Source organism: Variovorax sp. PBL-H6 (assembly GCF_901827155.1).
Taxonomy (GTDB): domain Bacteria; phylum Pseudomonadota; class Gammaproteobacteria; order Burkholderiales; family Burkholderiaceae_C; genus Variovorax.
In genome coordinates this window covers 1,517,144-1,538,795 of the sequence record NZ_LR594659.1, presented here as the reverse complement: position 1 = coordinate 1,538,795, position 21,652 = coordinate 1,517,144, and the positions used below count along the sequence as shown (strand labels likewise).

Below are 21,652 nucleotides of genomic sequence, written 5' to 3'. Positions count from 1 at the left end.
CAAGATGCGCTTTCGCTACGCCGCCACCGTCTTCGCCGCAGCCGCCCTGCTGGCCGGCACCGCGGTCCATGCCGACCAGCTGGACGACATCAGGAAGAAGGGCCAACTGGTCGTCGGCGTGCTCGGCACCGACGAGCCCGCCACCTTCATCGACCCGAAGACGCGCGAGATCATCGGCTACGAAGTCGACCTGGTGAACGCCATTGCAAAGAAGATCGGCGTCAAGCCTGTGCTGAAGCAGATCGCGGTGGCCGCGCGCATTCCCGAGCTCCAGCAAGGCCATGTGGACCTGATCGCAGCGGGCCTTACGCACAACAAGGAGCGCGAGTCGCAGATCGATTTCTCGCTCACCACCTTCGTGACCGGCCAGAAGGCCATCGTCAAGAAGGACAGCGGCATCACCGAAGTGCCGCAGCTCTCGGGCAAGAAGGTCCTGACCATCCGCGGCGGCACGCAGGAGCCCAACATCAAGAAGGCCGTGCCCGGCGCCGAGGTCGTGACCTTCGACACCAGCCAGCAGGCCTTCCAGGCACTGCAACAGGGCAAGGGCGTGGGCTACGTGGACGACGAGGCCGCGCTGCTCAACAGCTATGCCAAGCTGGGCCCTCAGAAGGCGCAGTACGTGTTGCTCAAGCAGAACCTCAGCACCGAGGCACTCGCCATCGGCATCAGGAAGGGCGAGACCGGCCTCAAGAAGGTGGTGGACGACACCCTGCGCGAGCTCGAGAAATCCGGCGAGGCCGAAAAGATCTTCTTCAAGTGGTACGGACCGAAGACCAAGTCGGGCTTCGAGACCCGCAGCTTCAAGATCGAGACCGACAAGATCGACAGCTGAAGAAGGCAGGAGCGCCGCGCCCCAGGTTCAGGCGCTTCAGGCGCTTCAGGGATGCGTACCATGGGCCCCGCGGCCGCGCGCCGGGGCGCGGTCGCATCCAATCGCCCATGCCGCTCTTCGACTATTCCCTGCTTCTCACCGGGAAGTACCACGACATGCTGGTCGCGGGCTTCCTGCTCTCGCTGCAGCTGCTGGCCGCCTCGCTGATGCTGGCCCTGCCGATCGCGCTCGCGGTGGCGCTGCTGCGCCTGTCGCCCGTGGCCGCCTTGCGCGGGCTGGGCTTCGCCTACGTCGAATCGATCCGCAACATCCCGCTCCTCGCGCACATGCTGTTCTGGTATTTCGGCGCGCCCGAGCTGCTGCCCGAGGACATCAAGCAACGCCTTTATGCCGGCCGCATCGAGGCGATGAGCGCTGTGGTGGCGCTGGGCCTCTACACCGCGGCGTACATGGCCGAGGACATCCGCAGCGGCATCCGCGCCATTCCCGCGGTACAGATGGAAGCGGGTCGTGCGCTGGGCTTCGGCTTCCTGGCGACCATGCGCCGGGTCATCCTGCCGCAGGCGTTGCGCGTCACTATCCCGCCGCTGATCTCGCAGACCCTCAACCTCTGGAAGGGCACCAGCATTGCCACCGTGATCGGCGTGGCCGAGCTGATGTACCAGGCCGGGCAGGTGGAGAGCGCCACCTTCCGCAGTGCCGAGTCCTTCGCCTTCGCCACCGCCGCATACCTCACGGTCTCGATGCTGATCACGGGCGCAGCCAGCTGGTACCAGTACCGCTTTCCGCCGCGGGCGCTATGAGGCGAAAAGGCGCATCGTGATCGAACTCGTCCGCGACTACTGGGTCTACTTCCTGATTGGCCAGTACCCCAACGGCCCGCTCGGCGGCCTGGCGCTGACCGTCGTGCTGGCTGCCCTGGGCCTGGTGCTCGCCCTGCCGTTCGGCCTGCTGCTGGGCCTGGCGCGTGTCAGCCCCTGGCGCTGGCTGCGGTGGCCGGTCACCACGGTGGCCTTCGTGGTGCGCGGCACGCCGCTGCTGATGGTGGTTTTCTGGGCCTACTTCTTCCTGCCCAGCGTGACCGGCATCAAGACCGACCAGTTCACCACCATGCTCATCGCACTGGTGGTCTTCGATGGCATCTACATCGGCGAGATCGTGCGCGCCGGCATCCTCGGGCTGCCGCGCGGCCAGGTCGAGAGCGCCCGCTCACTCGGCCTGGGCTGGGGACGCACGATGCGCTTCGTGGTGCTGCCGCAGGCCCTGCGCAGCATGCTTCCCTCGCTGGTGAACCAGTTCGTCTCCACCATCAAGGAGACCTCGCTGGGCTACATCATCGGGTTGGCGGAGGTGTCCTTCATCGCCTCGCAGATCAACACGCAGGTCTTCACCAAGCCGGTCCAGGTGTACCTGGTCCTCGGCCTCAGCTATTTCGTGATGTGCTTCGGGCTTTCGCGCTTCGCCTACTGGCTGGAGCGGCGCACCGGCCGGCGCACCACGGCCCGCAAAGCACCCGAGGCACCCGCATGATCGAATTCGACAAGGTCGACAAATGGTATGGCGACTATCACGCGCTGGTCGACGTGAGCGAGACGATCGCCCGCGGCGAGGTGGTGGTGGTCTGCGGGCCCTCGGGCTCGGGCAAGTCCACGCTGATCCGCACCATCAATCGCCTCGAGCCCATCCAGTCCGGCCGCATCACGGTCGATGGGAAGGACATCCATGCACGCGGCATCGACATCAACGAGTTCCGATCGCACATCGGCTTCGTGTTCCAGCAGTTCAACCTGTTCCCGCATCTCACGGTCATGGGCAACTGCACGCTGGCGCCGATCCAGTTGCGCGGCCTGTCGCGCACGGAAGCCACGGAGCGCGCGATGGCACTGCTCGAGCGCGTCGGCCTGGCGAACAAGGCCGATGCATTTCCGTCCGAACTGTCGGGCGGCCAGCAGCAACGCGTGGCGATCGCACGGGCACTGGCCATGCAGCCGCCGCTGATGCTTTTCGACGAGCCGACCAGCGCGCTCGACCCCGAGATGGTGGGCGAGGTGCTGCTGGTCATGCGCGATCTCACGCGCGAGGGAATGACCATGGTGGTCGTGACGCATGAGATGGGCTTCGCGCGCGACGTGGCCGATCGCGTGCTCTTCATGGACGCCGGCCGCGTGCTGGAGCGTGCGACGCCCGACGACTTCTTCAACCGCCCGCAACACCCGCGCGCGCAGCAGTTTCTTGCCGACATCCGCACACCCTTCGCCCATGCCGTTTGATACGCTGCACGAGATGAACGCATCGTCCCCTTCGCTGCCCGTGATCGAGATCGCGCCGCTGGTGACGCGAGCCCCGGAGCGCGCCGAAGTCGCTGCGCGGATTGGCGAGGCGTGCCGCGCGCACGGCTTCTTCTATGTCACCGGTCATGGCGTCGACCCTGCGCTGACCCGGCGCCTCGAAGACCTGAGCCGTGCCTTCTTTGCATTGCCCGAAGCCACCAAGATGCAGTGGCGCATGGAACTGGGCGGGCGCGCCTGGCGCGGCTACTTTCCGACCGGCGGCGAGCTCACCTCCGGCCGGCCCGACTGGAAGGAAGGTCTCTACCTCGGTACCGAACTGCCCGAGGACGATCCCCTGGTGCTGGCGCGCACGCCGGTGCACGGGCACAACCTGTTCCCGGACATTCCCGGCTTCAGGCAAACGATCCTCGACTACATGGCCGCCGCCACGCGCCTCGGCCACCAGCTGATGGAGGGTATCGCCCTGAGCCTGGGTCTCGAAGCGTCCTACTTTGCCGAGCGCTACACAGCCAATCCGCTGATCCTGTTCCGTCTCTTCAACTACCCGACCCAGCCGGTGCCGCAGGGACTCGATGTCGCCTGGGGCGTGGGCGAGCACACCGACTACGGCCTGCTCACGATCCTGCGCCAGGACGATATCGGCGGCCTGCAGGTGCGCACCGGCGATGCCTGGATCGACGCCGCGCCGGTGCCCGACGCCTTCGTGATCAACATCGGCGATATGCTGGACCGCATGACTGGCGGGCTCTATCGCTCGACGCCGCACCGCGTGGTCCGCAATACCTCGGGGCGAGACCGCCTGTCCTTTCCGCTCTTCTTCGACCCCAACTTCCACGCCCGCGTGAAGCCCATCGAAGGCCTGCCCCGGCCTGCCGTGGTCGACGACAGCGCCACGCGCTGGGACCGGGCCAACGTGCATGCCTTCGACGGCATCTACGGCGACTACCTGCTCGCCAAGGTGTCCAAGGTGTTCCCGCAGCTGCGTGGGGCCGTGCTGCCGGGCTGAGCTCATTGCCTGCCTCAATGATCTCCATTGAGGCTTTATATGGCACGCGCCGCTGCATGGTGTAGATTGCGATGGCGCCGCTGCCGCCGGTAGCGACGGTTCCACTTGCCTAGCCAATCCGAGGAGACAGCCATGGACTTGAAGGGATCGAGAACCGAGCAGAACCTGAAGGACGCCTTTGCAGGCGAATCCCAGGCCAACAGACGCTACCTCTACTTCGCGAACAAGGCCGACATCGAAGGCCAGAACGATGTCGCAGCGCTGTTCCGCTCCACCGCCGAAGGCGAGACCGGCCATGCGCACGGCCACCTGGAGTTCCTCGAGAATGGCTCGGGCGACCCGGCCACCGGCCTGCCGATCGGAGACAGCCGCCTGAACCTCAAGGCAGCCGTCGCCGGCGAGACCCACGAGTACACCGACATGTACCCGGGGATGGCCAAGCAGGCCCGCGAAGACGGTTTCGACGAGATCGCGAACTGGTTCGAGACGCTGGCCAAGGCCGAGCGCTCGCACGCGAACCGCTACACCAAGGCGCTCGAGGCGCTGGTCGACTGAGGCCTCGCGCGAGCGCTGCGCAGGCGGGGGCTTCTTGCACGGTCCCGCCCGCCGACGCCGCGCGCCAGGCAACGGGCAAATCCATGACGAATCGAGAAGGCAATCTCGAGGCGCCGACGCGCCACCCGGTGGACTGGAAGAACCCCGAGTTCTACGACCAGACCGCCTGCGAGCGCGAGATGACGCGCATCTTCGACATCTGCCACGGATGCCGTCGCTGCGTGAGCCTGTGCCAGGCCTTCCCGAATCTCTTCGATCTGGTCGACGCGACGGAGGACGGCGAGGTCCACGGTGTCGACCCCAAGCACTATGGCAGCGTGGTCGACCAGTGCTACCTGTGCGACCTCTGCTACATGACCAAGTGCCCCTACGTGCCGCCGCATCCGTGGAACGTGGATTTCCCGCACACCATGCTGCGCGCGAAGGCCATCAAGTTCAGGAACGGCGGGGTCGCAGGCGGCGAGAAGCTGCTCGCTTCCACCGACGTGCACGGCAAGCTCGCCGGCATACCGGTGGTGGTGCAGACCGTGAACGCCCTGAACAGGACCAAGCCCATGCGCAGCCTGCTCGACAGCGCGCTGCATGTGCATCCCGATGCGTGGCTGCCCGACCTGGCAACCAAGCGCTTCCGCTGGAGCGCGCCCAAGTGCGATGACACGCAGCCGGTGGTCGATGGCGAGCGAACGCCCGGCAAGGTCGCGATCTTCTCGACCTGCTACGTGAACTACAACGAACCCGGCATCGGCTTCGACCTGATCAAGCTGCTGCGACACAACGGCATTCCCTACACGCTCGTCTCGAAGGAGAGCTGCTGCGGCATGCCCAAGTTCGAGCTGGGCGACCTGGAAGGCGTGGCGAGGCACAAGGAGGCCAACATTCCCATGCTGGCGAAGTACGCCAAGGACGGCTTCGCCATCCTCACGGCCATCCCCTCCTGCACGCTGATGTTCAAGCAGGAGCTGCCGCTGCTGTTCCCCGACGATGCCGACGTGAAGCTGGTGCAGCAGGCCATGTTCGATCCTTTCGAGTACCTGGTGGCCCGCCACAAGGACGGCCTGCTCAAGACCGACTTCAAGACCGCGCTGGGCAAGCTCAGCTACCACATCCCCTGCCATGGCCGGGTGCAGAAGATCGGCCGCAAGACCGAGGAGATGTTCAAGCTGATCGGCCAGAAGGTCCCGGTGCAGCTCAACACGGTTGAACGCTGCTCAGGCCATGCCGGCACCTATGGCGTGAAGACGCCTTATCACCCGGTGGCGATGAAGATCGGCAAGCCGGTGTTCAAGGCCATGGCCAAGAACGAGCCCGACTACATCAGCTCCGACTGCGCGCTGGCCGGCCACCACATCGCGCAGGGCATGGCGCAGGACGGGTTGCCGGCGGCGAAGCTGCAGCACCCGCTGAGCCTGGTGCGCATGGCCTACGGCCTGGAGTAGCGACGATGACGACGATCACCCCCGACAGCCTGATGACGCTGGAGGCCTACGCGAAGATCCGCAAGTCGAGCGCGCCGGAGTTCATCGCACACCGCAAGCTGCGCACCGTGCGCCTGGGCGAGCACGTGAGCGTGCAGTTCGAGGACGAGACCACCATCCGCCGCCAGATCCAGGAGATGCTGCACATCGAGAAGATCTTCGAGGAAGACGGCATCCGCAGCGAAATCGAGGCCTACCTTCCGCTCGTGCCCGGTGGCAGCAACTGGAAGGCGACCATGCTGATCGAGTACACCGACGTGCACGAGCGCAAGCGCGAACTGGCGCGCCTCATCGGCGTGGCGGACCGCATGTTCGTCGAGGTCGAAGGCCATGCCCGCGTCTACGCGATCGCCGACGAGGACCTGGACCGCGAGACCGAGGAGAAGACTTCGGCGGTGCATTTCCTGCGCTTCGAGTTCGACGATGCGGCGCGTGCGGCGGTCCGCGCGGGTGCGCAGGTCAAGCTCGGGTGCGACCACACGAACTACCCGGCGATGACGGTCATCCCGCCCGAGACGCTGGCGAGCCTCGCGGGAGACCTGGGCGCCTAGGGGTCTGCGCGGCAGATCTGTCCGGTGATCGCGCCGGACTTGCTCCCTCCCCGTTCGGGGGAGGGTCGGGGTGGGGGCGCCCGGTTCACGTTCAGGCCTTGGTTGCAGCACGGGACCGAACATCACGGAACCGGCGCAGCCAAGACGTTACAGAACGAATTCCACCACGTACGAATGCTCCCATGACACGAGGCCAATGGCGCTCCGAGTTCACCTCCCTCGTAGAGGGCCTGTTTCGGGAATCAGGCGAAGACGCACCCATCCTGCTTCAAGATATCCATGAGCCGGCGATTCTCGATTTGAGGCTCCACGGAACGGACTTTGTCCTCGGACACGATCCCGATCCCGATGGCCGCGCAGACCAGATCTTCGTTGAAATCCCCCTCGGCCCACTGCCTCGGGAGGATGTCGAAGGGACCATGCGGAATTTACTGACTCCGGTCAGGCACCTCGTCCACGGAACGCGCCTGGCGGCGATCGGCTTCGACCCGGATGAGGACGTGGCAACTTGCGGATTTCACCTGCCACTGCAGGGAATGGCGCCCGGCGCACTCGCTGAGATCCTCATCAGCGCTTCGCAATTCGCCACGGAGTGGCGCGAAGCCGGCTTTCTGCAACGTCCGCAATACAGCCCTTGCCGCCCGCAAATCCATGATGAATCGTTCAACGCCTATCGTGCGAAGTTCATTTCTTTGGTGGAAAAGGCATGCAACAGGTGCGGTTGGGACTTTCCGGTGCCGACAACGGACGGTGAGGCGTTGAGCTTCGCGCTCGATGTCCATGACATACCGATTGCAATGCTGCACAGCAAGGAAGATGGGTCGGAGACATTCGAAATTTGCTGCTCGTATGGGCCGATCCCGCGCCAGGATACCGAAGCGGTCTTGCTTCGTGTGCTCGAACTGAACCGCATTCGTTCTGCCGAGGGGCAGATCACATTGCATGTCGACCAGGAAGCGGCTCTCGTGTTTGCGAGCCATTTCGGCACGCTGGACCTTGAGGACGACAGAACGCTTTCTGGAACGCTGCGGCAAATGGCTCTGTCCGCAATGATGTGGAGAGAGAAATTTCACATGAATTTCAAGCTACCTGATTTGGATTTTCCCCACATGCCCCTCGACAGCCGCAACCGGCATTTTTCCACCACATCATTCGAAATGAAATAACGCATGAGTCCGCTTCATACACATCACAGAGAAGTTCAGCAACTGGTCAATCGACTGGCAGCAGAGCAAGCAGAGGAACCCCCTCCGCCCGAGCAGCCGGTCAATTCCGACACAGCACTCCTGGTTCAAATCAGGAAACAAAGGGGTGGTCGCCCGTATGTGCCAATGGACGTCTCGGCTGCACGAAACGCAGCCGAGTTTTCTCCGCTTGGGAATTACAAGAAGCGAGTGCAGAGCGCCAACCTTGGCAGTCTCGAAGAGAAGGCAAAGGTCCTCGAGGAGGCTCTGGAGAGCTCCAAAGCTGAACACGCACAACTACCACCAACAGCGAGCAAGCTGGAACAGCTCAAAGCCCTGGTTCGCGTGGAGATTGTGTTGGCGCAACTCTTGTTCGTACACGATAGAGTCAAGATCCTGGCTGAGGATCCCCAGCAGAATGGCGCGAACCTGAAATGGGCTCTCAATTTTCTCGGTCGACACGGTGAGACCGACGCAGGCCTTCTTCAATACATCAGGCAGGACCGAGCCAAACAGCCCATTGCTCAAGTCAATCGAATTTCACCGGCTGCAACTCCGGTCAGCACGGACAAGCGCAACGCACCTCCCCTTCATATCAAGCCGGAGCCGAGTTCATCCGGTATTTCCGCAATCCCGCTGCGACCAGCTCGCGGGGACGGACAGATCACACCCGTTCAGGAACACCTCCATCCACCCGTGGATCAGCAGAGCAGTACACAGACCCTGGATGGTGTCATTACCCGCCTGAAGAGCGGTCGTGACGCAGCTGCTCAAAAGCGGCTCGACAACTTCAGAAAATGGCACGTCGAGCTCGATAATCCGCAATCAGTGCTCTCGCCGGCCTTGAGGAAACTGCTGTATTGGGGGGCCGCGTACCGGCTCGAGGTCAATGACGATGAGTCGTTCAGCGAATTGGATAAGCTGTACAACATCTACGCCGAGCCAGAGTATCACGCTCAGAAAGCCCTGGGAGCCGTAGTGAATGAGTTCCTGGACACCGGAAGCTGGGACAAGCAGCGGATAGAAAGCAACGTCGCGTCCGCGAGCCTTGTTGACCAGACGATCGGGGGCGGCTGGAATTCGCTCGAACGAGAGATATTGGCCTATCAGCGGGGTGAACCCGCTCTGCCTCTCAATTAGCCGGCATCACGCGAGGCGTTCACTCTCTCTAAAGCCTGCGCCAGATCCGCACGCAGGTCTTCGAGCGCCTCCACGCCCACCGACAAGCGCACCAGACCATCCCCAATGCCCAGGCGCGCACGCGTCTCGGCCGGGATGGTGGCGTGGGTCATGATGGCCGGATGCTCGATCAGGCTCTCGACGCCGCCCAGGCTCTCGGCCAGCGAGAAAATGCGCACCGCCTCCAGGAAGCGCCGCGTGCCGGCGAGATCGGTCTTCAAGTCGATCGAGATCATGCCGCCGAAGCCCTGCGTCATCTGCTGCCGCGCCAGCTCGTGCTGCGGGTGCGAGGCAAGTCCCGGGTAGTGCACGCGCGCCACCTTCGGTTGCGCTTCCAGCCATTGCGCGAGCGCCAGCGCGCTGCTGCAATGCCGCTCCATGCGCAGCGCGAGTGTCTTCACGCCGCGCAGGGTGAGAAAGCTGTCGAAGGGCCCGGCGATCGCACCCACCGAGTTCTGCAGAAAGCCCAGCCGCTCGCGCAAGGGTGCGTGGCGCTCCTCCCGGCCGACGACGGCCACGCCGCCGATCACGTCCGAATGGCCGTTGAGGTACTTGGTGGTCGAGTGCACCACGATGTCGAAGCCCAGTTCCAGCGGGCGCTGCACCCAGGGGCTCGCGAAGGTGTTGTCGGCCACGCAGAGGATGCCGCGCTCGCGGCAGATCGCGGCAATGGCGCGCAGGTCGGCCAGCCGCAGCAGCGGATTGGTCGGCGTCTCGACCCACACCATGCGCGTCTCGGGCGTCAGCGCCTGCAGCAGCCGCGCCGGATCGGTCAGGTCGACGAAGCTGAAGCGGTGCCCCGCGCTGCGCGCGCGCACGCGCTCGAACAAGCGGAAGGTGCCGCCATAGACGTCGTCGCCCGAGACGATGTGGGCATTGGCGTCCAGCAGCTCCAGCGTGGTCGAGATCGCGGCCAGGCCGGAGGCGAAGGCAAAGGCCGCGGAGCCGCCTTCGAGGTCGGCCACGCAGCGCTCCAGCGCCCAGCGCGTGGGGTTGTGCGAGCGGCCGTAGTCCAGGCCCTTGTGCACGCCGGGGCTCTGCTGCACATAGGTCGAGGTGGCGTAGATGGGCGGCATGATCGCGCCCGTCGAAGGGTCGGGCGCCTGACCCGCGTGGATCACGCGGGTGGCGAACGCAAGTCCGTCGTGGGAGTTCCTGTCTTGGTTCACTTCAGCTTTCTCCGGAGATGGTTGAGCAGGTCGGTGCGGGTGATGAGCCCGTGGAAGCCGGCCTCGTCCGCGATCATCGCGACCAAGCCGCGGTCGAGCACGGCTTCGAGCTCAGGCAGGCTGGCACTGGCAGGCAAGGTCTCTGGCAGGTCGGTCATGGCGCTCTTCACGCTCGAGCGGAAGCGGCCGGCATCCGTGTGCACGCTCATCAGCAGGTCGGACTCGTCGATCACGCCGACGAGCTGCGTGCCCTCCAGCACCGGCAGCTGCGACACGTCCGCCAGCCGCATGCGCTGGAAAGCGGTCAGCAGCGTGTCTTCAGGGCCGACGCTGATCACGCTGCCCTCCTCGAAACGGCGCGACACCACGTCGCGCAGGTCGCCGAAGCGCTCGCGCGCGAGCAGGCCCTGGTCGAGCATCCACTGGTCGTTGTAGACCTTCGAGAGATAGCGGGTCCCGGTGTCGCAGACGAAGCTCACGACCCGCAGCGGCCTGGTCTGCTCGCGGCAGAAGCGCAGCGCCGCAGCCAGCAGCGTGCCGGTGGAGGAGCCGCCGAGAATGCCCTCGGCCCGCAGCAGCTCGCGCGCGGCGCCGAAGCTTTCCTCGTCGCTGATCGAGTAGGCCTTCTTCACGCCGGAGAGATCGGCGATGCCGGGGATGAAGTCCTCGCCGATGCCCTCCACCGCCCACGACCCGGCCTCGCCCACCGAGCCGCTGCGCGTGTACTCGGCAACCACCGAGCCCGCCGGATCGGCCAGCACGAAGAAGAGCGCCGGCTGCACCTCGCGGAAGTAGCGCGTGAGCCCGGTGACGGTGCCGCCCGACCCGACGCCGACGACGATCGCGTCCACGTCATGCCCGCACTGCTGCCAGATCTCGGGCCCGGTGCTCGCGGCATGCGCGAGCGGGTTGTCGGGGTTGTTGAACTGGTCGGCGAAGAAGGCGCCGGGAATCTCCCGCGCGAGCCGCGCCGCATAGTCCTGGTAGTACTCGGGATGGCCCTTGCCCACGTCCGAGCGCGTGGTGTGGACCTCCGCACCCAGTGCCTTGAGGTGCAGCACCTTCTCGGTCGACATCTTGTCGGGCACCACCAGCACCACGCGGTAGCCCTTGGCGCGTGCCACCAGCGCCAGGCCGAGGCCGGTGTTGCCGGCCGTGGCCTCGACCACCGTGCCGCCGGGCTGCAGGCGCCCGTCGCGTTCGGCCGCATCGATCATCGCGACGCCGACGCGGTCCTTGATCGAGCCGCCGGGGTTTTGCGATTCGAGCTTGAGAAAGAGGGTGCAAGGGCCGGTGTCCAGGCGCGTGACGCGCACCAGCGGCGTGTTGCCGATCAGGTCGAGGACGGCGGGGCGGGTCTCGGTCGTCATGCGGATCACCTCTCGCACGATCGTAGCCGCGCCGGGCCTATTCTGCTGCGCGCCTGAGCGTATCGACCACCGGCCTGCGCAGCACCTCGCGCAGGCCCCACCAGCCGGCTGCCAGCGCGAGCACGGCGCCAGCCAGCGAGCCGGCGAGCGGAACCAGCGGCGAGGCGGTCCAGCTGAAGTCGAACACGTAGCGCGCCAGACCCCAGCCGATGAGTGAGGCCACGATGCTGGCCAGGAAGCCGGCCAGCAGGCCCACGCCCACGAGCTCCGCGCGCTGCACCTGCCGCAGCAGGCTGCCGCGCGCACCCACCGCGCGCATCACCGCGAACTCGCGCGCCCGCTCCTCGCGCGTGGCGGTGACGGCCGCGAACAGCACCACCAGGCCCGCCGCGAGCGTGAAGCCGAACAGGAACTCCACCGCGCGGATCACCTGGTCGAGCACGCGCTGCACCTGGCCAATGGTGGCGCTCATGTCCACGTTGGTGACGTTGGGGAAGGTGCGCACCAGGGCGTTGTCGAAGCCCGGACGGTCGGGCGCCCGGAAGGCGCTCATGTAGGTGACGGGGACATCGTTGCCGAGCGAGCTGACGGTGTACATCACGAAGAAGTTGGCGTGCATCGAGCCCCAGTCGACCTTGCGCACGGATGCGATGCGCGCCTCGTTCTGCTGGCCGCCGATGTCGAAGCGCAGCCGGTCGCCGAGCTTGAGGCCCAGCGTCTCCATCAGGCCCTGCTCCACGCTCACGTCGCCCTTCTTCTCGGGCTCCCAGCTGCCGGCCACGACTTCGTTGTGCGGCGGCCGCTCGGCAGCGTTGCTCAGGTTGAACTCGCGGTCGACCAGGCGCTTGGCGCGGTCGTCCGCGTAGTCATCAGGCGAGACCGGCTTGTCGTTGACCGCGACCAGGCGCCCTCGGATCATCGGATACCAGTCGTACTTCTTGACCCCGCCGGCCTGCAGCGCCTGGCGAAACGCCTCGCTCTGGTCGGGCATCACGTTGATCACGAAGCGGTTGGGCGCATCGGGCGGCGAGGCACGGCGCCAGCTCGCGACCAGGTCGGTACGCAGCAGCACCAGCAGCACCAGCGCGAGCAGGCCCACGGCCAGCGCGCTGACCTGCACCACCGCGTAGGCCGGCCGCGCCGAGATCTGGCGCGTGGCCAGTACCAGCCAGCGCGGTGCGGTCGTCTCGTTGACGCTGCGGCGCAGCAGCAGCACCGCCAGCCAGCTCAGCACGGCGAAGACCGCCACCGCAGCCGCGAAGCCGCCGACGGCGATCAGGCCCAGCTTGAGATCGCTGCTGGCTGCCAGCAGCAGGGCCGCGAAGCCGGCAACGCCGAGTCCCAGCACCGCGATCGAGGCAGGCTTGAGGCCGCCCACGTCGCGCCGGATCACGCGCAGTGGCGGCACCTGTGCGAGCTGCAGCACCGGCGGCAGCCCGAAGGCGAAGAGCAGCGTGAGCCCCATGCCGAGCCCGAACGCCACCGGCCACAAGCTGGGCGCGGGCAGCGAAGCCTCGACCAGGCCGGCGAGCAGCAGCACGAAGACGTAGTGCACGGCGAAACCGATCGCAACGCCCAGTGCGCTGGCGGCGAGGCCGATGGCAGCGAACTCGAAGGCGTAAGCCTGCGCGATGGTGCGCTGGCTCTGGCCCAGCACCCGCAGCATGGCGCAGTCGTCGAGGTGGTTGGCCGCGAAGCCGCGCGCCGCCAGTGCCACCGCCACGGCGGACAGCAGTGCAGCCAGCAGCGCAACCAGGTTGAGGAATTTTTCGGCGCGGTCCAGCGTCTGGCGCATTTCGGGGCGGCCGCTCTCGAAGGAGTCGAGCCGGATGCCGCGCAGCTCGCCCTTCTTGAGGGTCGCGTCGGCCCAGTCGCTGAATCGCTTGACCGCGGCGGTGTCCCCGGCCACCGCGAAGCGATAGCTGACGCGGCTGGCCGGCTGCACGAGCCCGGTGCGCGGCACATCCGCCTGGTTGAGCATGACGCGCGGCGCAAAGCTCATGAAGCCGGCGCCGCGGTCGGGCTCGAGCGTGATCACGCGTGCGATGCGCAAGCCGGCATCGCCCAGCAGCAGCGTGTCGCCCATCTTGAGACCCAGCGCTTCCAGCAGCGAGGCGTCGACCCAGACCTGGCCGGACGCGGGCACCTCGCGCGTGGGCTGCCCTGGCGCGCCAGGCGCGGTGCTGACCTGCAGGCTGCCGCGCAGCGGATAGCCGGCCTCTACCGCCTTGAGCGCGACCAGCTTGGCCGCGCCGCCCTGTTCATCGCTGGCACGCGCCATCGTCGGAAAGCCATAGGTACCGGCGGTCTGCAGGCCGAGGGCGCGGGCGCGCTCGATGAAGACTTCGGGGGTCGGGTTGTCGCTCGCGAGCACGGCGTCCCCCCCGATCAGCTGGCGCGCATCGCGCTGCAGGCCGCCCTTGAGCCGGTCGGCGAAGAAGCCGACGGCGGTCAGCGCAGCCACCGCGAGCAGCACGGCGACGATCAGAAGGCGCAGCTCGCCGGCGCGCAGATCGCGCCAGAGCGTGCGCCAGCCCAGGCGGAGGGAGGCATTCATGCAGGGACGATAGCCGATGCCCGGATGGGATGCATGAAACATCCCCTCTCTCGACGGCCTAACGCACGGCCAGTTCAGGCTGCAGGATCAGCCGCTCGAAGCCCGCGTAGCAGACGAAGCGCCTGTTGGTCGCACGCCCGATGGCGCAGAGGCCCACGCGCAGGGCAACCTCGTGGCCCATCTGCGTGATGCCGCTGCGCGAGACCACGATGGCCACGCCCATCTGCGCCGACTTGATCACCATTTCGCTGGTCAGGCGACCGGTGGTGTAGAACACGCGCCCGCCTTCGAGCCGCCCGGGCGGCTGCATCGCGATCCAGCCGGCGATGGTGTCGATGGCGTTGTGGCGGCCCACGTCCTCGACGAAGCACTGCATGTGGGCGTCGTCGTCGCCCTCGCCGAGCGTGAACAGGGCACAGCCGTGCACCGAACCGGCCGACTTGTAGGTGCTCTCCTGGAGCCGGATCGCGTTGACCAGCGCGTAGAGCTGCGACTGGCGCATGCGCGTCGCAGGCAGTTGCAGCCGATCGATGCCCGCCATCAGCTCGCCGAACACGCTGCCCTGGCCGCAGCCGGTGGTGACCACCTTCTTGGCGGTGCGCTCCTCGATGCGGTCGATGCCGGCATGGGTCTTCACGGCCGCGGCGCCCACCTCCCAGTCGACCGTGATCGATTCGACGTCCGCCGCGGACTCGATGAGCCGCTGGTTCAGCAGGTAGCCGAGCACGAGCAATTCGGGCTGGGCACCGAGCGTCATCAACGTCACGAGCTCACGCCGGTCGACGTAGACCGTCAGGTCGCGTTCGGCCGGAATCGAGACCGAACCGTGCTCGCCATGCTCGTCGATGACTTCCACTTCGCGCGTGAGCTCGGCATGGGCCGAGGTCAGGCGCGGAAGCGGCGCGGCATGCGTCACTGTTTCGGCGTGGGATTGAGGACCGCGGCGGGCTGGTTATTGCTCGGGGGCGACGAGGCGTTGCCGGGCGGCGAGTGCGCGCCCGATGTTTCGAGCGGCTTCTGCTCCGCAGGCGTGAAGGCAAAGGGGCCCGGGTCGGCGCAGGCGGGAAGCGAAGGCGGCGGCGGTGGCAACTGCTTGCCGGCGGCCGCTGCGTCCGCGCGGTACTTGGCCGCCACCTTGTCCTGAGACTGGCACAACTGGTAAGCCTCGACCTTTCCGGTCCATGCCGTCTTGGCGGCGGCTTCTGCGGCCTTGGCCTTGGCTTCGGGCGTGGCGGACGGCGGGGGCAGCTTGGCGAATGCGCTGGCGGCCAGCGCCAGCCCGCATGCGATCACGATCTTCTTCATGAGGGGTTTCCTTCGATGCGGGCGGTGGTCACCGGCATGGCGGGGGGAAGCTCGGCGCTGCGCTGTGCCGGTATCTTGCCGGCGACGATGTCGTCGTACCAATACGCGTGGTGCTCGCGTGCCCACGTTTCGTCCACGTAGCCGTGGCGCATGGCATCGTAGGCCCCCGTCATGCCGATCGTGCCGATGTAGATGTGGCCGAGGATCATCGCCATCATCAGGATGGTCGACACGGCATGGATCATGTGCGCAACCTGCATCTCGCCGCGCGTGTAGACGAAGCCCGGCAGCAGCTTGTCGAGGAACAGGCCCGAGCCGGCGATGATTGCGCCCAGCACCAGCACGCCGCCCCAGAAGACCAGTTTCTCTCCCGCGTTGAAGCGATGCGACGGCGGCTCGTGGCTGCCGAACAGGCCACCCAGCTTGGCCATCCATTTCAGGTCGGCCATGCTCGGCAGGTTGTCGCGCACGAAGGTGAAGAACATCAGCACCAGCGAAACCACGAACAGCGGCCCGACGAAGTTGTGGAGAGTCTTGAGCGCGTAGGTCAAGCCGCCGAAGAGCGACGCGCCGATGATCGGCAGCAGGAAGAACTGGCCAAAAGCCATCACCAGGCCCGAGACGGCCAGCACCACGAAGGCGATCGCGTTCGACCAGTGGGTGGCGCGCTCGAAGGGCGTGAAGCGCTCGATCTTGCGACCCGTGGGTGCACCGTGCTCACGGATCGGCCCATGCGTGAAGTAGTAGATGGCGATCGCCAGCAGCACGACGAAGAGAAACGCGGCACCGTAGGGAATGATCCACTCGTTGCGCACCTGGCGCCAGGCCTCGCCGGCGTTGGTCAGGCGCGAGCCCGGGTACTTCACGAAGGGCTGGATCAGGTTGCCGGCCTCGGGCGCCTGCGTCACGGGCAGGCTGCTGTAGCCGGTCACACCCTGCCCCACCTGCCGCCACATCGGCGCGTTGTTGCCGGGCTGCACCTTCATGCGCTCGCCGTTGCTCTGCTGGAAGTAGTTCGGATCGGCGCTGGCCTCGGGCTTGACCTCGAAGATGTTCTGGCTGCGGATGCCGCCGGGCTGCTGCGCCGCGGGGGCTTCGACCGAAGGCGCCTGCGGCGCGGGTGCGCCGCTGACGGCACCGCCGGCAACGGGATTCGACGTCTGCGCCATGGCCAGGCCGCAGGCCAGCGCAGACGTCAGCGCGACGCTCAGCGTCAGGGCGTTCAGCAGCTTGTTGATGCAGCTCATGCAGCAGCCTCCTTGCGCTTCTTCAGTTGTCGCGGGTGTAGTCGTTCTGGCCGTTCTGCGTGCGCACCTTGAGGTGCTGCTGCCAGGCGTTCTTGTCGCCCACGTTCCAGCCCGAGGCGGTGAACGCCGTTCCGGTGGTCGCCTGCGTGCCGGCATTCGAGCCGGTGCCGGTGCTGGTGCCGCTCCACGGCGGGGCGTCGTACTTCACGCCCTGGGCGTTGGTCTGCGGCTTCTCGCCGCACGCGGCGAGCAAGGCCACGGCCGCCGAAGCCGCTGCGATCAGCGCCAGGCGCCTCATTTCGTGCCCCCGTTGGTCGGCGTGCCGGCCTGCTGCGAGCCGTAGGCCGTGCCCCAGCCCCAGACCTCGGCGCCCTTGCCGCGGTGCAGAACGCGCGTGCGGAAGATGTCGGCCACCACGTCGCCGTCGCCGGCCAGCAACGCCTTCGTCGAGCACATCTCGGCGCAGGCCGGAAGCTTGCCCTCGGCCAGGCGGTTGCGCCCGTACTTCTCGAACTCGGCCTGCGAGCCGTTGGCCTCGGGGCCGCCGGCGCAGAAGGTGCACTTGTCCATCTTGCCGCGCGCGCCGAAGGTACCCTGGGCCGGGAACTGCGGGGCACCGAAGGGGCAGGCGTAGGAGCAGTAGCCGCAGCCGATGCACACGTCCTTGTCGTGCAGCACGACGCCCTCTTCCGTGCGGTAGAAGCATTGCACCGGGCACACCGCCATGCAGGGCGCGTCGGAGCAATGCATGCAGGCCACCGAGATCGACTTCTCGCCCGGTACCCCGTCGTTGAGCGTGACGACCCGGCGGCGGTTCACGCCCCAGGGCACCTCGTTCTCGTTCTTGCAGGCAGTCACGCAGCCGTTGCACTCGATGCAGCGCTCGGCGTCGCAGACGAATTTCATTCTTGCCATCGTGGTGCTTCCTCTACGCCTTCTCGACGTTGCAGATGGTGGTCTTGGTCTCTTGCATCATGGTCACGCTGTCGTAGCCATAGGTGGTCGAGGTGTTGATCGCCTCGCCGCGCACCACCGGCGCCGCGCCGGCCGGGTAGTAGGCCAGCATGTCCGCGCCCTGCCAGTGGCCCGAGAAGTGGAAGGGCATGAAGACGGTGTCCGGCCCCACTCGCTCGGTGACCAGCGCCTGCACGTTGAGCCTGGCACCGGTAGGCGTGTGGACCCAGGCGCGCTCGCCGTTGCGGATGTTCTTCTCGGCTGCGACCTTGGGGTTGATCTCGATGAACATCTCCTGCTGCAGCTCGGCGAGCCAGGGGTTGGAGCGGGTCTCCTCGCCGCCGCCCTCGTACTCGACCAGGCGGCCGGAGGTCATGATGTAGGGGAACTTCTCGGCCAACTTGTCCGCGATGTTCTTCTGCTGCACGCTCTTGTAGAGAGTGGGCAGCCGCCAGAAGGCCATCTTGTCGTCGTGGGTCGGGTACTTGGCCATCAGGTCTGGCCGCGTACCGTACAGCGGCTCCCGGTGCTGCGGGATGGCGTCGGGGAAGTTCCACACCAGCGCACGCGCCTTGGCATTGCCGAAGACGTGGCAGCCGTGGTTCTTCATGGTCACGCGGATGATGCCGCCCGAGGAGTCGGTCTTCCAGTTCTTGCCCTCGGCCTTGGCCTTCTCGGCATCGGTGAGCTCGTCCCACCAGCCGAGCTTCTTCAGCAGCAGGTGGTCGAACTCCGGATAGCCGGTGGTGATCTCGGCACCCAGCGAGTGCGAACCGTCCTCGGCCAGCAGGTTCTTGCCGTTGCGCTCCACGCCGAAGTTGGCGCGGAAGTTGCCGCCGCCGTCCATCACGTGCCGCGTGGTGTCGTAGAGGTTGGCGCTGCCTGGGTGCTTGAGCTCGGGCGTGCCGTAGCAAGGCCAGGGCAAGCCGAAGTAGTCGCCCGTGAGGTCGTAGCCGTTGACCTTGTCCTTGCCCGTCTTGGCGCGCAGCGTGCGTACATCGAAGGCGCCCATGTTGCGCATGTGGGCCTGCAGGCGCTCGGGACTCTGGCCGGTGTAGCCGATGGTCCAGCAGCTCTTGTTGATCTCGCGCAGGATGTCGTCGGGGATGGGCTCGTCAAGGCCCTTGACCTTCTGCATGCGGTAGTTCTTGCTGAGCTCCTTGCCGAAGCCGAGCCGGTCGGCGAACTGCTGCATGATCATCTGGTCGCTGCGGCTCTCCCACAGCGGCTCGATGACCTTCTCGCGCCATTGCAGCGAGCGGTTCGACGCGGTGACTGAGCCGCTGGTCTCGAACTGGGTGCAGGCCGGCAACAGGTAGACCGCGCGCTTGGGGTTCAGGTCCTCGGGCCGGCCCGGCATGGCGGCCATGGCCGCGGTCGCCGAGGGGTACGGGTCGACCACCACCAGCAGGTCGAGCTTGTCCATCGCCCGCTTCATCTCGAGGCCGCGGGTCTGCGAATTGGGTGCATGGCCCCAGTAGAAGACGCCGCGCAGATTGGAGTCCTGGTCGATCAGCTCGTTCTTCTCGAGCACGCCGTCGATCCAGCGCGAGACCGTGATGCCGGGCTTGGTCATCATCGCGGGCGAGGCGAACTGCTTCTTGATCCACTCGTAGTCCACGCCCCACGCAGCGGCGAAGTGCTTCCATGCGCCGTCGGCGATGCCGTAGTAGCCGGGCAGCGAGTCGGGGTTGGGGCCCACGTCGGTGGCGCCCTGCACGTTGTCGTGGCCGCGGAAGATGTTGGTACCGCCGCCCGACTTGCCCACGTTCCCCAGCGCCAGCTGCAGGATGCAGGAGGCGCGCACCATGGCGTTGCCGATGCTGTGCTGGGTCTGGCCCATGCACCAGACGATGGTGCCGGGGCGGTTCTCGTTGAGCCAGGTCGCGATCTTCACCATCTGGGCTTCCTTGACGCCGCAGGCCTCCTCGACCTTGTCGGGCGTCCACTTGGCCAGCACGTCGGCACGCACCTCCTCCATGCCGAAGACGCGGTCGTTGATGTACTTCTTGTCTTCCCAGCCGTTCTTGAAGATGTGGTGCAGCAGGCCGAACAGGAAGGGGATGTCGGACCCGGACCGGATGCGCACGTACTCGTCGGCCTTGGCGGCGGTGCGCGTGAACCGCGGATCGACCACGATCATCTTGCAGCCGTTTTCCTTGGCATGCAGCATGTGCAGCATGCTCACGGGATGCGCCTCGGCGGCGTTCGAACCGATGTAGAGCGCGACCTTGGAGTTGCGCATGTCGTTGTACGAATTGGTCATGGCGCCGTAGCCCCATGTGTTCGCGACACCCGCGACGGTGGTCGAGTGGCAGATGCGCGCCTGGTGGTCGCAGTTGTTGCTGCCGAAGAAGCTCACGAACTTGCGCATCAGGTACGACTGCTCGTTGCTGTGCTTGCTGGAGCCGATCCAGTAGACCGAATCGGGCCCGCTGGCCTGGCGCAGTTCCTTGAGCCTGGCGGTGATCTCGTCGAGCGCCTGGTCCCAGCCGATGCGCTGGTACTTGCCGTCGACCAGCTTCATCGGGTAGCGCAGCCGGTACTCGCCGTGGCCGTGCTCGCGCAGCGCGGCGCCCTTGGCGCAGTGGGCGCCGAGATTGAGCGGCGAGTCGAAGACCGGCTCCTGCCGGACCCAGACGCCGTTCTCGACCACGGCGTCGGAGGCGCAGCCGACCGAGCAATGGGTGCAGACGGTGCGCCGGACCTCGATCTTGCCGGCGCCGACGGCCGCGGGCCTGCCCTCGGCCGCCTGCGACTTGCGCATGAGCGTGAGCTGGCCGGCAGCCAGGCCGACCCCGACCCCGAGGCCCGATCGCCGCAGGAAGGCGCGCCGGTCCATGGTCGGCAAGGCGTTGGAGAGGCCGCGCCGCAGGCTGTGGACGAAGGGCGAGGAGGACGAAGACGAAGAGGCGTGAATCGATTCGCCGTCACGCGCGGTGACGGTCGACTTGCGGGTCAGCAGCATGGTGTGTCGTTCCTCAGGCCGATGTCGACCGGTAGTAGCGCTTGACGTGCTCGCTCAGGCTGTAGCCACCGCCCTTCTCGGGCGCCGGCCCGGGAGCGGGCGTGGCGGCGGAGGCTGGCGCCTCGACGATCTTGGGCAGCACCGTGACGGCAGCTGCGGCTGCGCCGACCGAGGCGGCGCCGACAAAAAAACTTCGGCGGGACGCCGGCTTGGTGCCGGCGGCATGGCTGTCCTGCATGTCTTCTCCAGGAGTGGCTCTGTCAAAACTGGATATGAAACCAGTTACATATGTTTGGATACTAGTCCAGACCCTAATACGTCGGCAATGAAAGCCCCCTCACGGCGGCTTCTCAGTCGAGCATGTCGAAGCCCTGGGCCTCGACCTCGGCAAAGGCACGGGTCAACGCAGCCAGCGCGGCGTAGAAATGCGCCTTCGGATGCTGCGCCACCGCATCGCACATGGCGGCCATCCAGGGCTGCACATGGGTGGCGAAGAAGGCCTGCTGCTGCGCCAGGTTGGCGATCGCGGCGTCCTCGCCCGCGATCAGGTAGCGCATGACCTCGAACAGGCAGGCCACGTGGTCCTCGGTCTCGGACACCGCCTGTTCGCGCGCCAGGCCCAGCCGGTCCAGGTCGCCGCGCAGTCGCGCAAGCGGCTTGTCGTTGAGGAAGCCGCTGAGGTAGTGCGAGCCGAACAGGTAGACCTCGGGCTTGCCGATGCCGCCGAAGAGCGCGTCGTACTCGTCGTGCGCTGCCGCCGCGTCGAGGCCGCGCGCGACGCCCACCAGCTGGCGCCACGGCTCCTCGAGGAAGGCGCCGGCGGCCGGTGCCTCGGTGGGCGCGACCTGGAAGGCGGCGAGCAGCTCGGCGTCGGGCGCTGCATACCAGAGCCGCGCGAGCAGCCCGTAGAGCTCGGCGCGCGCGAGCTCCTCGTCGAGCGCGGAAGTGACAGGGGAGCGCTCGCTCATCAAAAGACCTCCGCGCAAAGCGCTGCGGTATTCGCCTT

Annotated in this window: 21 protein-coding genes; 10 read left to right on the top strand and 11 right to left on the bottom strand. The window is 66.6% G+C overall.

What is annotated here, in order from left to right; all coding sequences use genetic code 11:
- Positions 1-4: 4 nt before the first annotated feature.
- The 10 genes from G3W89_RS07305 to G3W89_RS07260 all read left to right on the top strand — a co-directional run bounded on the left by G3W89_RS07305 (position 5) and on the right by G3W89_RS07260 (position 9,037).
- Positions 5-835 (top strand): ABC transporter substrate-binding protein, encoded by an 831-nt coding sequence (locus G3W89_RS07305; RefSeq protein WP_162573462.1) that lies wholly within the window; start codon positions 5-7, stop codon positions 833-835.
- 107 nt (positions 836-942) lie between these two features.
- Positions 943-1,638, top strand: a complete 696-nt coding sequence (locus tag G3W89_RS07300) for an amino acid ABC transporter permease (protein WP_162573461.1) — start codon at positions 943-945, stop codon at positions 1,636-1,638.
- Between the two features lie 16 nt (positions 1,639-1,654).
- On the top strand, positions 1,655-2,365 hold the full coding sequence (locus G3W89_RS07295; RefSeq protein WP_162573460.1) for an amino acid ABC transporter permease: 711 nt from the start codon (positions 1,655-1,657) through the stop codon (positions 2,363-2,365).
- On the top strand, positions 2,362-3,105 hold the full coding sequence (locus G3W89_RS07290) for an amino acid ABC transporter ATP-binding protein (protein ID WP_162573459.1): 744 nt from the start codon (positions 2,362-2,364) through the stop codon (positions 3,103-3,105). Before G3W89_RS07295 ends, G3W89_RS07290 begins: the two co-directional genes overlap by 4 nt.
- Before the next feature lie 13 nt (positions 3,106-3,118).
- Positions 3,119-4,132, top strand: a complete 1,014-nt coding sequence (locus G3W89_RS07285) for an isopenicillin N synthase family dioxygenase (protein ID WP_162573458.1) — start codon at positions 3,119-3,121, stop codon at positions 4,130-4,132.
- 132 nt (positions 4,133-4,264) lie between these two features.
- On the top strand, positions 4,265-4,687 hold the full coding sequence (locus tag G3W89_RS07280) for a rubrerythrin family protein (protein ID WP_162573457.1): 423 nt from the start codon (positions 4,265-4,267) through the stop codon (positions 4,685-4,687).
- An 83-nt stretch (positions 4,688-4,770) separates the two neighbouring features.
- Complete coding sequence (locus tag G3W89_RS07275) at positions 4,771-6,123, top strand: (Fe-S)-binding protein (protein WP_162573456.1); 1,353 nt, start codon at positions 4,771-4,773, stop codon at positions 6,121-6,123.
- A 5-nt stretch (positions 6,124-6,128) separates the two neighbouring features.
- Positions 6,129-6,713, top strand: a complete 585-nt coding sequence (locus G3W89_RS07270; RefSeq protein ID WP_162573455.1) for a DUF3501 family protein — start codon at positions 6,129-6,131, stop codon at positions 6,711-6,713.
- A 182-nt stretch (positions 6,714-6,895) separates the two neighbouring features.
- Positions 6,896-7,879: a hypothetical protein gene (locus G3W89_RS07265; RefSeq protein ID WP_162573454.1), complete on the top strand. Its 984-nt coding sequence runs from the start codon at positions 6,896-6,898 to the stop codon at positions 7,877-7,879.
- A 3-nt stretch (positions 7,880-7,882) separates the two neighbouring features.
- Positions 7,883-9,037: a hypothetical protein gene (locus G3W89_RS07260; RefSeq protein ID WP_162573453.1), complete on the top strand. Its 1,155-nt coding sequence runs from the start codon at positions 7,883-7,885 to the stop codon at positions 9,035-9,037.
- Here the strand turns inward: G3W89_RS07260 and G3W89_RS07255 are convergent.
- The 11 genes from G3W89_RS07255 to G3W89_RS07205 form a co-directional block, all read right to left on the bottom strand.
- The gene (locus G3W89_RS07255; protein WP_162573452.1) at positions 9,034-10,245 is read right to left on the bottom strand and encodes a trans-sulfuration enzyme family protein; all 1,212 of its coding nucleotides are present in this window, start codon (positions 10,243-10,245) and stop codon (positions 9,034-9,036) included. The two genes, G3W89_RS07260 and G3W89_RS07255, sit on opposite strands and share 4 nt — an antisense overlap.
- Positions 10,242-11,615: a pyridoxal-phosphate dependent enzyme gene (locus tag G3W89_RS07250; protein ID WP_162573451.1), complete on the bottom strand. Its 1,374-nt coding sequence runs from the start codon at positions 11,613-11,615 to the stop codon at positions 10,242-10,244. The genes G3W89_RS07255 and G3W89_RS07250 overlap by 4 nt, the downstream gene beginning before the upstream one ends.
- 37 nt (positions 11,616-11,652) lie before the next feature.
- The gene (locus G3W89_RS07245; RefSeq protein WP_162573450.1) at positions 11,653-14,172 is read right to left on the bottom strand and encodes an ABC transporter permease; all 2,520 of its coding nucleotides are present in this window, start codon (positions 14,170-14,172) and stop codon (positions 11,653-11,655) included.
- Positions 14,173-14,230: 58 nt separating this feature from the next.
- The gene (locus G3W89_RS07240) at positions 14,231-15,088 is read right to left on the bottom strand and encodes a formate dehydrogenase accessory sulfurtransferase FdhD (protein ID WP_162573449.1); all 858 of its coding nucleotides are present in this window, start codon (positions 15,086-15,088) and stop codon (positions 14,231-14,233) included.
- Positions 15,085-15,477 carry a hypothetical protein gene (locus G3W89_RS07235; RefSeq protein ID WP_162573448.1) on the bottom strand — a complete coding sequence of 131 codons (393 nt, stop codon included), beginning with the start codon at positions 15,475-15,477 and terminating at the stop codon, positions 15,085-15,087. Before G3W89_RS07235 ends, G3W89_RS07240 begins: the two co-directional genes overlap by 4 nt.
- Complete coding sequence (locus G3W89_RS07230; protein WP_232076385.1) at positions 15,474-16,724, bottom strand: formate dehydrogenase subunit gamma; 1,251 nt, start codon at positions 16,722-16,724, stop codon at positions 15,474-15,476. The genes G3W89_RS07235 and G3W89_RS07230 overlap by 4 nt, the downstream gene beginning before the upstream one ends.
- Positions 16,725-16,746: 22 nt before the next feature.
- Entirely contained in the window at positions 16,747-17,022 is a 276-nt protein-coding gene (locus G3W89_RS07225) for a hypothetical protein (RefSeq protein WP_162573447.1), read from the bottom strand.
- Positions 17,019-17,639, bottom strand: coding sequence for a formate dehydrogenase FDH3 subunit beta (gene fdh3B, locus G3W89_RS07220; RefSeq protein WP_068680177.1), 621 nt, complete (start codon positions 17,637-17,639; stop codon positions 17,019-17,021). The genes G3W89_RS07225 and fdh3B overlap by 4 nt, the downstream gene beginning before the upstream one ends.
- A 13-nt stretch (positions 17,640-17,652) precedes the next feature.
- The gene (locus tag G3W89_RS07215; protein WP_162573446.1) at positions 17,653-20,646 is read right to left on the bottom strand and encodes a formate dehydrogenase subunit alpha; all 2,994 of its coding nucleotides are present in this window, start codon (positions 20,644-20,646) and stop codon (positions 17,653-17,655) included.
- A 13-nt stretch (positions 20,647-20,659) separates the two neighbouring features.
- Positions 20,660-20,884 carry a formate dehydrogenase gene (locus G3W89_RS07210; RefSeq protein ID WP_162573445.1) on the bottom strand — a complete coding sequence of 75 codons (225 nt, stop codon included), beginning with the start codon at positions 20,882-20,884 and terminating at the stop codon, positions 20,660-20,662.
- Positions 20,885-20,996: 112 nt separating this feature from the next.
- Positions 20,997-21,614 (bottom strand): TorD/DmsD family molecular chaperone, encoded by a 618-nt coding sequence (locus G3W89_RS07205; protein ID WP_162573444.1) that lies wholly within the window; start codon positions 21,612-21,614, stop codon positions 20,997-20,999.
- Positions 21,615-21,652: the final 38 nt, after the last annotated feature.